Source organism: Leeuwenhoekiella obamensis (genome assembly GCF_055391795.1).
This window is the reverse complement of record NZ_AP029251.1, coordinates 1,623,608-1,635,684: the sequence shown is the minus strand read 5'-3', so window position 1 is coordinate 1,635,684 and position 12,077 is coordinate 1,623,608. Positions and strand designations below refer to the sequence as shown.

Genomic DNA, 12,077 nt, shown 5'->3' with positions numbered 1-12,077 from the left:
TTTTGAAAAAAATAACCATTGCCCTAGACGGCTATTCTTCAACAGGAAAAAGTACCGTAGCAAAACTTCTAGCTCATGAGTTAGGCTATATTTATGTAGATACTGGCGCAATGTATCGTTCGGTGACGCTTTTTGCCTTACGGCGAAATCTAATAGGAGAAGATTTCCTTGACAAAGAATCGATCATTGAAGCGCTGCCAGAGATCACGATAAACTTTCAACTTAATCCAGAGAATAACAGTAGAGAGGTTTGCCTTAACGGCGAAAACGTAGAACGTTTGATCCGCACCCTTGAAGTTTCTGGTTATGTAAGCAAAATAGCAGCCATTAGCGAAGTGCGCGAAAAACTCGTAGAACAACAGCAAGAAATGCGCAAAGATGAAGGTGTTGTTATGGATGGTCGTGATATAGGTACTGTAGTTTTCCCAGATGCCGAACTCAAAATATTTATGACCGCCAGTGCAGAAGAGCGTGCACAACGTCGCTATTTAGAACTTACAGAGCGTGGCGATAATGTGCAGTATGAAGATGTTTTAAAAAATGTTCAAGAGCGCGATCATATTGATACTACACGAGAAGATTCTCCACTTGTAAAAGCAGAAGATGCTATTGAGATAGATTCAACACACATCAATGCGCATGATATCTTTCATACCATTTTGCAGCTAGCAAAAGATCGTATTTACGGTAGGATTTAAGAAGGGCTGTTCTTTTGGCGAAAGCCAAATATTATATCTTTTCTAATAACCACTTAACATAAAAATCGATCACATCATTCTTGTTGATTTCATTATGCGTTTCATGGCGTAGGTTGGGCCATTCTTTAAATGATACAGTTTTGGGATGTTGAGAAGCTAGTTTTTTTGATGCTTCAATCGCGGTGATCTTGTCATCAGTTCCATGGGCTAATAATATCGGATTTCTAAACTCCTCATTCATTTGAAGTAGGTAATTACCGTTTTCGCGTAAAGCGAAAAAAGCCTTAGGCGTTATCTTACCATGGGTTAATGGATCTGAAATATAATTTTTTCCTACTTCAGGATCGTGGGATAAATATTTAGGGTCAAGTGCAGCATCTTGAGCAATATTTAATCCTAAGGTCATGGTCATTCTGCCCAGAATTATTTTAAAAGCTGAGGGTTCACTGGCCAGCTGAAGCCAAGGCGAAGTAACAACAGCAGCTTGTGGCGGAGTTTCAACCAGCGTGAGGTATCTTAAAAGTAGTCCGCCGCCCATGCTATGACCGTACATAAAATAAGGAAGCGCTGGATTTTCGGTTTTGCCTAATTCCATCAAAGCATCGATCGCAAGTATAAAGTCATTCAGAGCTTTGATATCGCCTTGTTTACCGCTGGATTTTCCGTGTCCCGGCAGATCTATGAGATAGGTTGAGATTTGCCTTTCGGCGAAAGCCAAAGCGACATGATCATACCGCCCGCTATGCTCACCAAAACCGTGAATTATGCAAACAAACGCAATGGGTTGATCTGCTTTTAAAACCTTTGTAAATAGTGTGTGACGAGCAGTCTTAACCTGCGAAGTTTGAAAATCTGGGGTGAAAGACATTTTTTACGTCTTAAGAAATAGAATTTGTTGAAAATAGTTGTACTTTTGCACACCTTTTTGACAACACCATGAAAGCCCAAAAAGGTTTTGAAAATCAAATTTATAACCTCTTTTACGGTTTAGAAGTTGATAAATGGCTTTCGCTAGAGCGTAAAATACAAATTTTTTGATCAGCTATGGCTGAAGAAACAAAAAAAACTCAAGAGCAAGAAGTAGAAGCTACTGCACAAGAGCAAGCAACTGCAACAGAGGCTCAAGAGACTACACAAGCAGAAGAAAAAGCTGCAAAAGAGCCTAGAGTAGAAAACCCTGCACAGGCTAATCCTGAGAAATTTCTTAAAGAATTCAACTGGCACAACTACGAGGAAGGTATTGACCCAATCGATGATGATAAGCTAGATGAGTTTGAGAAACTTGTTGAAGAAAATTTTGTTGATACCCTTGATGACGAAGTTGTTGAAGGTGAAGTGATCAACATCACAGATCGTGATGCTATCATTGATATCAACGCTAAGTCTGAAGGTGTTATCTCTCTTAACGAGTTTAGATATAACCCAGATCTTAAAGTAGGAGACAAGGTAGAAGTATTGATCGATGTGCGTGAAGATGCAACTGGTCAACTTGTTCTTTCTCACCGTAAAGCTCGTGTGATCAAAGCATGGGAGCGTGTAAACAAAGCTCACGAAGATGGTAGCATTGTTACTGGTTTTGTAAAGGCACGTACTAAAGGAGGTATGATCGTTGACGTATTTGGTATCGAGGCTTTCTTGCCAGGTTCTCAAATAGACGTTAAGCCTATTCGTGATTACGATGCTTACGTTAACAAAACAATGGAATTTAAAGTTGTTAAGATCAACCAAGAATTCAAAAACGTTGTTGTATCTCACAAAGCGCTTATCGAAGCTGATATCGAAGAGCAGAAGAAAGAGATCATTGGTCAACTTGAAAAAGGTCAAGTACTTGAAGGTACTGTTAAGAATATCACTTCTTATGGTGTATTCGTTGATCTTGGAGGTGTTGACGGTCTTGTACACATTACTGACCTTTCTTGGTCTCGTATCAACCATCCTAATGAGATCGTTGAACTTGATCAAAAACTTAACGTGGTTATCCTTGACTTTGATGAGGATAAAACACGTATCCAACTTGGTCTTAAGCAGCTTAAGAAGCACCCATGGGATGCGCTTAGCGATACCCTTAAGGTAGGTGATAAAGTTAAAGGTAAAGTAGTTGTTATTGCTGACTACGGTGCATTCGTAGAAGTAGAAGAAGGTGTTGAAGGTCTTATCCACGTTAGCGAAATGTCATGGTCTACGCACTTACGTAGCGCTCAAGACTTCGTAAACGTAGGTGATGAAGTAGAAGCTGTAGTATTGACTCTAGATCGCGAAGATCGTAAGATGTCTCTAGGTATTAAGCAACTTACTCCAGATCCATGGACGGATATTACTAGCAAGTACCCTGTAGGTTCTAAGCACAAAGGTATTGTACGTAACTTTACAAACTTTGGTGTATTCGTAGAGCTAGAAGAAGGTATTGATGGTCTTATCTACATCTCAGATCTTTCTTGGACTAAGAAGATCAAGCATCCATCAGAATTTACAAACATTGGTGATGAACTAGAAGTAGTAGTTCTTGAGCTTGATGTTGATGGACGTAAATTGAGCCTTGGTCACAAGCAGATCGAAGATAACCCATGGGATAAATACGAGGATGATTTCGCTGTAGGTACTAAACATAATGGTACTGTAGAAGAGATCGTAGACAAAGGTGCTACCGTTAAATTTAACGAAGATATCACTGCATTTGTTCCTTCTCGTCACATGGAGAAAGAAGATGGAGGCAAGATCGCTGCTGGTGAGGAACTAGAATTCCAAATCATTGAGTTCAATAAGGACTTTAAGCGTGTAGTTGCATCGCATACATCTATCCACAAGGAAGAAGAAGCTAAGATTGTAAAGCAAGCTGCTAAGAAAGCTGCTGAACAAGCTGCTGCTAATCAACCTACACTAGGTGATGCAAATGATGCTCTTGCAGCATTGAAAAAGAAAATGGAAGGCGGTAACTAATCCGTAGTACATTTTTAAATAATAAAAGCCTTTCCAAATTTTGGGAAGGCTTTTTTCTTGTTAGGGCGTTACTTTTTGCCTACCGGCGGCAAGGTCGGGCTTTACGCTACAATTCCTCGTTTCCCTGCGGTGCACTGCGGGATTTTCGCTGCAATCCCTAACGCATGCGCAGTAGATTTCATTATTTTTGCTTTGGCGAAAGCCAGATAAAGAAATGAGATCATATCTTAATTCTAACCTCTAAAAAACAGCTATGAATTATATACTTTTTGACGGGCCCGTGCGCAATGCTCTATTGCCATTAACCTTTACAAGACCCGTTGCAGATATTAGAATAGGGATCCTTACCATTAGAGAAAAGTGGGAAAAGCACCTAGGTTCTACCACTTCTACACTCACTGAAGAATATTTGTCAGACAAATATCCCATGGTAGAGCTAGAAGAAAATGTGATGATCAATGCTAGTTTTTTACCTAGTCTAGATCTTGTGGAGCTTATTCTAGATCTTAAGCCTAATCAGGCGATATTTTATGAGGAAGATGTGATCGCTTTTTATACCACAGAAGATCAAGAAGAGGTAGATTTTGATCAATATGAGTGTTTAGAATATGAAAATACTGAAGCTTTATTCATTGAGAATACTTGGGATATTTTTTCTAAGAATGATAAAGCCATCGCTCAGGACTTTGAGCTGTTAACTGAAGATCGAACTTCTGCGCCTATACCAGAAACGGTAAACTGCATTAACCCAGAAAATATCTTTATAGAAGAAGGTGTAGATATCAATTTTGTGAACCTTAATGCTTCTGCGGGGCCTATTTATTTAGGTAAAGACAGCGTTGTTCTTGAAGGATCAAACATTAGAGGGCCATTTGCATTGGGAGAAGGTGCATTGGTGAAAATGGGTGCAAAGATCTATGGCCCTACTACAATTGGGCCACATTGTAAAGCCGGTGGCGAGATCAATAATGCGGTGATGTTTGAGCACAGCAACAAAGGTCATGAAGGCTTCTTAGGAAATTCGGTGTTAGGGGAGTGGTGCAACATTGGTGCAGACTCAAACACCAGTAATTTGAAAAATAACTATGACGAAGTAAAACTTTGGAGCTATGAGACAGAGCGTTTTGCCAGAACCGGACTCCAATTTTGCGGTCTTGTAATGGGCGATCATAGCAAATTAGGGATCAACACAATGATTAATACCGGCACCGTGATAGGTGTGAGTTGTAATGTTTTTGGGCCGGGTTTTCCGCGCAATTTTATCCCATCTTTTAGTTGGGGGGGTAGCGCAGGATTTTCTAACTATATGCCTAAGAAAGCTTTTGAAACAGCCACCAGAGTTATGGCGCGTCGCGATATAGAATTTGATGAAATAGAATCTGCCATCTTAGAGCACGTTTTTGAAGAAACAAAAAAATACCGAAGATGGTAAAAAGCAAAAGGCAGGTAATTTACCTGCCTTTTTTGTTTGATAGTTTTTTTCGCTTTAAGCGAAAATATTACTCACTCAATGTAATTTCTACACCGTCTTGCACCGGTTTGCCAAAGTTAGGTTTACCATCTTCCCAAGTGAAAGGTTGTACTTTTACTTTTCTATCCCAGCCAGAACCTTTTTCTCTAGCGGTGTGATAAACAATAACATCTTGATCGTCCACTTTAGTAAAAGAAGCGTGCCCCGGACTGTAAACTCCGTCAGCACCTTCAAAGACCGGTCCGTTAGATTTAGTCCAAGCTGCAACATCCATAGGATCGTTGCCGGTTAAGGTAAGCATGCCTAGGCAATAAAAATTAGACCAGCTACCACTAGCCGAATAAACGATGAATAGATCATCACCATTCACGATGGTTTCTGGACCTTCATTGATGGTTGGTAAATTACCATTTGAGCCGCGCTGTTCCCATTCTTGATCAGGGCTAGAGATCTTAACTCTAGCAGAGCTAATTGACGTTGGACTGTCCATCTTTGCAATATATAGGTGTTGAGCCACATTTTCTGTGCCTTCCCAGCCAGACCAGATAAAGTATAATTGATCTTTATAATCTAGCACTGTACCATCTATCGCCCATTTATTTTCTTGCGTTTTCAGTTGGCCTACATGTTCAAAATCGCTATTAATATCCTTCTCGGTTGACTTTATAACGTGCATGCGATGGTTTGCGTTATCGCCGTTATCTGCAGCAACGTAGATGTAATAATATCCATCAATGATCGCCAATTCTGGAGCCCAGATCTCTTTAGAATACTGGGTATCTTTAGGAGCTTTCCACACCACTTTTTCTGGAGCTTCACGCAACGCAGGAATACTTTCAGTGGTTTTTATCGCTACGCCGTTTCCTTTTGCATAACAGTAGTGGTAAACATCTCCATCTTTAATGATCCATGGATCTGCTCCACGGTCAAAAAGTGGATTGGTGATCGTTACAGGTTCTGATTGTGGGGTTTCTGTGTTGACTTTTTCGCTGCTATTTTCTTTTGGCTTACAGCCAAATAATAAAAGCCCAACTAAAAGTAGAGAAAGATATTTCATTAAGTGTAATATTTACATTTATTACACAATTATAAGAAATAAATCATCATGCCGATGATAAAGCTCATAATTACACCAGAAATAAGATAGATCTTGATGTTGCGCTTTCTGGTTTTTATTTTGAGTTCTTGCTTAAATATGGCAAATTCTTCTGGACTTAATTTCTTAAAAGAAAGCTCTTTTTTGCCCTCAGTCTTCTCAAGTTGTCTTTCAAAATAGGTTTTACGTTTACCCTTTTGCGCAAGGTTAGATTTGACAGATTTTGTCATTTCTGCCCCGGGACCAAATCCAAATGCCATAATAATTGTCTTAAGAAGGTCACTAATATAAAAAAACCAGAACTATAAAGCTCTGGTTTTTAGAATTAGGGGTTTAAGGCAGTTTGCCTAATAGCATAACTTGTATGCTAAATTTTTAGTGTGCTGAGCCAGCGTTTACTTTACCTGCACCTTTTTTGATCAGTAGAACAAAAGGCACACAGCATAAGAACACAAGACCTAGATATAAAAATATTTCCATATAGGTTATAACGGTACCTTGTAAGCTGATGCTACCGTCGATTAATGCGTATGCTCGCTGTAATGCTTCATTTGCACTAAAGCCTTTGCTCATAAACATATTTTGCATCCCATTAACGCGTTGCTGCGTTTCTGGGTCGATCGCAGTAATATTAGGAATTAGGTCAACTCTGTGTTGTACATTAAGACGATAGATCACTGTTGTGATGATCGCAATACCAAATGATCCTCCGAGCTGTCTCATCATACCTGTAAATGCAGCACCTTCACCTATTTCTCTTCCTTTAAGCGTAGAAAGAGCAAGAGTTGTAATTGGTACAAAAAGTAATCCAAGGCCAATACCTCTTACCACTAAAGGCCAGAACATATGCTCAGAACCTGTGTCTGGTGTGATGAGTTTATACATCCACAAACTATAGATAAAGAATATTCCAAACCCTGCGGCAACCATGTATTTTTGGCTCACGCCACGTTCTAACAATTTGCCTATTATAGGCATCATTAAACCTGTGGTAATGGAGCTGGGAATTAATAATAAACCTGCATCAGTTGCTGTCCAGCCTAAAATTGATTGTGTGTAAATAGGTATGATAAAGGTTGAGCCATAAAGGCCAAATCCCATTATAAAGGTCATGATCGTTCCTAATGCAAGGTTAGAGTTTTTAAGCACTCTAAGATTAACGATTGGATTTTCGTACACTAATTCACGCCAGATAAATGCGATCAAACCAAAAAGCGATACTACTGATAATATCAAAATTGTTGAGTTTGAAAACCAGTCATCTTGTTGACCGTGTTCTAAAACATATTGCAACGAACCGATAAAGGATGCGAGAAATACAATTCCCCACCAGTCTACTTGATTTGCTCGTAACTTCTCACCGTATTTAGGACTCCGCACAAACATGATCGTGAAGATCGTCGCAATGATACCAATAGGAATGTTGATATAAAATATATAAGGCCAAGAATAATGGTCTACAATATATCCTCCTAGTGGCGGCCCTAAAGTTGGCCCCACGATCACACCCATACCATAGATCGCTTGTGCCATCCCACGTTTTGCGGCTGGATAACTTTCTGTAATGATCGTTTGTGCTGTAACTAGCAAAGCACCACCACCCATACCCTGGATGAATCTAAAGGTCACAAGCTCCCATATATTAGTTGCGTTACCACATAAAAATGATGATATGGTAAAAATCACTATTGAAGCTGCAAAATAATTTCGGCGTCCAAATTGCTTTGAGAGCCAACTCGTCATGGGTATGATGATCACGTTTGCAATAGCATAAGCCGTGATCACCCAGGCAATATCATTAAGCGTCGCACCCATGCTTCCTCGCATATCGTTGAGTGCAACGTTAACAATTGTTGTATCTACGATCTCGAGAAGCGCGCACAGTATGGCAGTGATCGTGATTATTACACGTCTAAAGCCATATTCTACTAAGCTGTCTTCTTCTTGTTCCATGATCTAGTTTAAGTATACGTCTACATTTGCGTTCATACCTGCACGAAGTAAGTCTAAACGCTCTGCACTGTTATCATCAGTAAACTCAATTTTCACAGGTAATCTTTGTACCGTTTTCACGAAATTCCCTGTGGCATTATCAGGAGGTAATAATGAAAATCTAGCTCCTGTTGCTGGCGAAAAGTTCGTGATACGCGCTACATATTCCTCGTCTGGATATGCATCCACTTTAACATGAACTTCCTGACCTACTTTCATCTTCTCTAGTTGCGTTTCTTTAAAGTTTGCAACGATCCATTTGTCTGTAGTATTCACTAGATAGATCAACGCTTGGCCCGGAGAAACAAACTGTCCGCTTTGTAATTCTACTGCAGAAAGTTGCCCATCGATAGGAGCAGTGACAACGGTGTAATCAAGGTTAAGTTGAGCAGCGTCTACTTTAGCTTGAGCGCTTTTTAAGTTAGCTTCTGCTACGGTGATCTGCTTATCTGCAACTGAAGTTTGAGAATATGCCGCCTGACTTTGATTTCTCACAGCCTTTTGTTGACTTTCTAAAATTTTAAGTTGATTCTCTGCTTCTTCTTTTGCGGCAAGTGCTTGCTCATATTGTTGCGCTGTGATAGACTTGCTGTCATACAAATTTTTGTATCGCTTGTAATCATCTGTAGCACGACGCAATTTTATCTTAGCATTTTCAATATTACCTTGAGATGATGATATCTGTGCGCTGCTTGCTGCTGCGTTTGCACGAAAACCAGACGTGCTTGCTTCAGCCACTGCTATCTGACTTTCGGCGGCAGCCAAACCTGCTTTAGCTTGCTCTAATGCTACGATATAATCTTTTTGATCAATAGTGAAAAGTGTGTCACCCTTTTTTACATTTTGATTATCTGAAACATAGACTTTGTTCACATATCCATTAACTCTAGGGATGATGCTGGTCATGTTTGCCTCAATTTGTGCATCATCAGTTTCTTCGTGAGACAGTGAATGGATGTATTTGTAACCACCATAAACGATACCCACAAGCAATAGTCCACCTATGATGAAGATGAACTTCTTATTTGTCTTTTTCTTCGTATTCTGTTCCATTGTAGAAGATTCTTTACTTGGTAAATTGTTGTTTTAAATGGCCGGTAGCGGCTTGTAATTCGTAGTATTTTTCAGCGATATTCGCTTTGGCGTAAGCCAGATCAATTCTTGCTTGTAGTTGTTGCACATCTGCCTCAAGAAGATCATTTGTGTCTTGTAAACCGTTGTCGTATTTGTCTTTAACAATGCGGTAATTCTCTATGGCTTGCTCCTCAGATTTTGAGTAAGTTTCAAGTTTTTCAAGGGCGAGTTGGTACTCGTCTTGCGCATTTTCTACCTGAAGCTCGATCTTATCTTTTGTATCTTCTATTTGATAATCTAGCTCCTGAGCTTTGGCTTTAGCCAATTTTACTTCTTCTTTATTTTTAAATATACTCGCCAGATTATAGCTTACACCCACGCCCACATTCATTGCGTTTTTAACGGTAAGTGCATTTTTTACATCCAGCGCGATATAACCGCCATTAATGGCAAGAGAAGGATAGTAAGCACTTTGAGCTACTTTGATCTGATCTTGTGCAGCTTCTTTTCTGTAGTTTAGCGCTTCCAGATCTTTGCGCTCTACACTAAGGTCTGCAAGAATACCAACTTCAGTGATCACGGGATCTATTTTCGTGTTTTGTTCTAGCTGCAAAAGTTTAGCAAGTCTTGAGTTTAAGATCTTCCTATTTTTTTTGGCTTCAGCCAAAGAAACCGAAATATTTGCTTCTTGCAATTGTGCTTTAAGCAAATCATTTTTTGCAAGCAAACCGTTATCCATCATATTTGTGAAATCTGTAACGCGCTGTTGTGCACTTTTAAGATTTTCTTCCACAAGTCCTATAGTTTGCGTGGCTTTGTACAATGCCACATACAGTTGAATGGACTGTAAAGCAATTTGTTCTTGCTCGTTCTGTGCATTTAAAAATGCTGCTTGATAGCTAGCTTCACTTGCTTTTACCAGATTCTTAAGTTTAAAACCAGAAAAAATAGGCATGCTCACATTTGCTTGACCTATCATTAACTGATTAACCTTTGGCATGTCGCCGCCTTCACCAGAATCTTCGCCATCGCTTGCGCCAGAACCTTGGCCAAATTGCAACTCAACATCTGGATTAGAGAGGTACATGTATTGCCCGCTGATATTCGCATCTGGATATTGCAGGCTTTTTGTTGTTTTAAGCTCGCCTTCTGCCACTTTCACACGGCTTTCGGCAATTTTTGAGGCATTGCTATTTTGAAGCGCCATTGTCACGACCTCTTCTAAAGTCAAATGCCTTTCTTGAGCTTTTAATGATCCTATTTTGGCTGTAGCCAAAAGAAGAATCAATAAAAATCTACTTTTCATTTGATAATAAAGCTTTAATTGTTTGAGTGAGGTGTTGTGTAAGTGTGGTGTGAACAAACTGATCTTCGTCCATGTCTTCATTAATACCATACTTCTCAACAAAAAACTCCTTGTTGTAGTTATAGTGAAAATAAGTACCCAGAATGGTAGGGATAATAAGAGCAGCATTTATTCCTGTTCTAAAAGCGCCAGCATCCTGACCGTCTTTGATAAATTGCTCAAAAAGTGCGTAGTTGTCTAGCTTTTGTGCTTTTAACTTCTCAAAGTCTGCGCGAGATCTGTTGCTAAATTCAAAATGCAGGATTTTGTAGATTCTCTTTTTACTGTGAACACGGCTCACCAGTAGTTCTACTATTTTTTCTAATTTCTCATCAAAACTGCTATCCTCATGCATCACCGCATCCAGCTGTAGCCTGAAGTCGGCCATGCGATATTGAATAAGGGCATCTAGCATTTTGTCTTTAGAACCAAAATAATAGCTCACCATAGCAATGTTGATACCTGCTTCTTTAGCGATCTGCCTCAAAGAAGTACCATCAAAACCATTTTCTGAGAAGAGGCGTTCTACCACCTCAAGAATCTCTATTTGCTTCTCATTAAAATCCATTCTGGAAATTTTTGACAAAATTAAACAGTTGTTTAAATTAAACGTTTGTTTAATTGTTAATAAATTCAAAAATCTACGCAAAGGTTGTCGTTATCCATTTGCTTTTAATTATACGAGAGCATAGTTGCTCAACAGCTACTTTTGTTTTGAAAAGTAAACGTTGACTGTACTCAACAATTGGTTTTGTGTTGTAAAATATCCGTTGAGCACATTCAATAGGATATTATATTTAGTGAAGTGCATGTTGAGCATGCTCAATGACAAGTTTTGGTATATAAAGTATTCGTTGAACTAGATCAACAGCTACTTTGGGTTTTGAAACCATCTGTTGAGCATTTTAATATAGAAAGAGAAAGTAATACAACACAGAAAGTAGTGGTATCATCACAGAGATCCAAATCCCTAAAACACGTTTCTGTCTTCTTAATTTGTGAAGCCTATAAATACGACTGAATTTCGTCAGTTGAGCGGGACTCATTTTTGGTTTGGCAGTTTTTTTGGCGCAAGCCATATCTGCCTTTGTGACCTCGCGGTCAAAGTATGTTTTACGCTTACCCTTTAATTTCAGGTTATTGCGTATAGAAATCACCATGCCTTGTCCTAGACCAAAACTCATAGCTTATTTTTAATACATTAGCCACAGTACAATTCCTGCAAGTGCAGCAAGGATCAAAACTATCAGGGCGTTAGTTCTTAAACTAGTAAGTGCTTGTTCTTGTTTAATGCGCTCACGCAGGGCTGCTAGTTGCTCTGGCGTAGATTTTTTATGATCTACAAAGGGCTTGCGATCTATCTGCCCCAGGTCTTTATCAAAACGTGTTTTACGCTCTCGCTTATTATTTTTAAGCGAGGTGATCATTGCCGCAACAGAACCTCCAAACCCCATAATACTAAAC

13 protein-coding genes are annotated in these 12,077 nt (G+C 39.4%); 3 read left to right on the top strand and 10 right to left on the bottom strand.

Annotated elements, in window-relative coordinates; translation table 11 throughout:
* The first annotated feature begins 2 nt into the window (after nucleotides 1-2).
* Nucleotides 3-698, top strand: coding sequence for a (d)CMP kinase (gene cmk / locus ACZ5L8_RS07305; protein WP_464440596.1), 696 nt, complete (start codon nucleotides 3-5; stop codon nucleotides 696-698).
* 31 nt (nucleotides 699-729) lie between these two features.
* Here cmk and ACZ5L8_RS07300 read toward each other — a convergent pair whose 3' ends face one another.
* Nucleotides 730-1,566: an alpha/beta hydrolase gene (locus tag ACZ5L8_RS07300; RefSeq protein WP_464440595.1), complete on the bottom strand. Its 837-nt coding sequence runs from the start codon at nucleotides 1,564-1,566 to the stop codon at nucleotides 730-732.
* A gap of 176 nt (nucleotides 1,567-1,742) precedes the next feature.
* Between ACZ5L8_RS07300 and rpsA the strand changes: the two genes are divergently transcribed.
* Nucleotides 1,743-3,635: a 30S ribosomal protein S1 gene (rpsA, locus tag ACZ5L8_RS07295; RefSeq protein WP_464440594.1), complete on the top strand. Its 1,893-nt coding sequence runs from the start codon at nucleotides 1,743-1,745 to the stop codon at nucleotides 3,633-3,635.
* Nucleotides 3,636-3,736: 101 nt separating this feature from the next.
* Here rpsA and ACZ5L8_RS07290 read toward each other — a convergent pair whose 3' ends face one another.
* Nucleotides 3,737-3,859: a hypothetical protein gene (locus ACZ5L8_RS07290; RefSeq protein ID WP_464440593.1), complete on the bottom strand. Its 123-nt coding sequence runs from the start codon at nucleotides 3,857-3,859 to the stop codon at nucleotides 3,737-3,739.
* A gap of 29 nt (nucleotides 3,860-3,888) precedes the next feature.
* Here ACZ5L8_RS07290 and ACZ5L8_RS07285 point away from each other — a divergent pair, with 29 nt between their 5' ends.
* The gene (locus ACZ5L8_RS07285; RefSeq protein ID WP_464440592.1) at nucleotides 3,889-5,067 is read left to right on the top strand and encodes a GlmU family protein; all 1,179 of its coding nucleotides are present in this window, start codon (nucleotides 3,889-3,891) and stop codon (nucleotides 5,065-5,067) included.
* Between the two features lie 67 nt (nucleotides 5,068-5,134).
* Here the strand turns inward: ACZ5L8_RS07285 and ACZ5L8_RS07280 are convergent, their stop codons facing one another.
* From ACZ5L8_RS07280 to ACZ5L8_RS07245, 8 genes are all read right to left on the bottom strand, one after another.
* Nucleotides 5,135-6,163 carry a glycoside hydrolase family 43 protein gene (locus tag ACZ5L8_RS07280; protein ID WP_464440591.1) on the bottom strand — a complete coding sequence of 343 codons (1,029 nt, stop codon included), beginning with the start codon at nucleotides 6,161-6,163 and terminating at the stop codon, nucleotides 5,135-5,137.
* A gap of 29 nt (nucleotides 6,164-6,192) precedes the next feature.
* Nucleotides 6,193-6,462 carry a hypothetical protein gene (locus ACZ5L8_RS07275; protein WP_464440590.1) on the bottom strand — a complete coding sequence of 90 codons (270 nt, stop codon included), beginning with the start codon at nucleotides 6,460-6,462 and terminating at the stop codon, nucleotides 6,193-6,195.
* Between the two features lie 115 nt (nucleotides 6,463-6,577).
* Nucleotides 6,578-8,155, bottom strand: coding sequence for a DHA2 family efflux MFS transporter permease subunit (locus ACZ5L8_RS07270; protein WP_464440589.1), 1,578 nt, complete (start codon nucleotides 8,153-8,155; stop codon nucleotides 6,578-6,580).
* Nucleotides 8,156-8,158: 3 nt separating this feature from the next.
* Complete coding sequence (locus ACZ5L8_RS07265; protein ID WP_464440588.1) at nucleotides 8,159-9,247, bottom strand: HlyD family secretion protein; 1,089 nt, start codon at nucleotides 9,245-9,247, stop codon at nucleotides 8,159-8,161.
* Nucleotides 9,248-9,260: 13 nt separating this feature from the next.
* Nucleotides 9,261-10,574, bottom strand: coding sequence for a TolC family protein (locus tag ACZ5L8_RS07260; RefSeq protein WP_464440587.1), 1,314 nt, complete (start codon nucleotides 10,572-10,574; stop codon nucleotides 9,261-9,263).
* Nucleotides 10,564-11,181, bottom strand: coding sequence for a TetR/AcrR family transcriptional regulator (locus ACZ5L8_RS07255; RefSeq protein ID WP_464440586.1), 618 nt, complete (start codon nucleotides 11,179-11,181; stop codon nucleotides 10,564-10,566). Before ACZ5L8_RS07255 ends, ACZ5L8_RS07260 begins: the two co-directional genes overlap by 11 nt.
* A gap of 337 nt (nucleotides 11,182-11,518) precedes the next feature.
* Nucleotides 11,519-11,797, bottom strand: coding sequence for a hypothetical protein (locus ACZ5L8_RS07250; RefSeq protein ID WP_464440585.1), 279 nt, complete (start codon nucleotides 11,795-11,797; stop codon nucleotides 11,519-11,521).
* 9 nt (nucleotides 11,798-11,806) lie between these two features.
* Nucleotides 11,807-12,067, bottom strand: a complete 261-nt coding sequence (locus ACZ5L8_RS07245; RefSeq protein WP_464440584.1) for a hypothetical protein — start codon at nucleotides 12,065-12,067, stop codon at nucleotides 11,807-11,809.
* Between the last annotated feature and the right edge of the window lie 10 nt (nucleotides 12,068-12,077).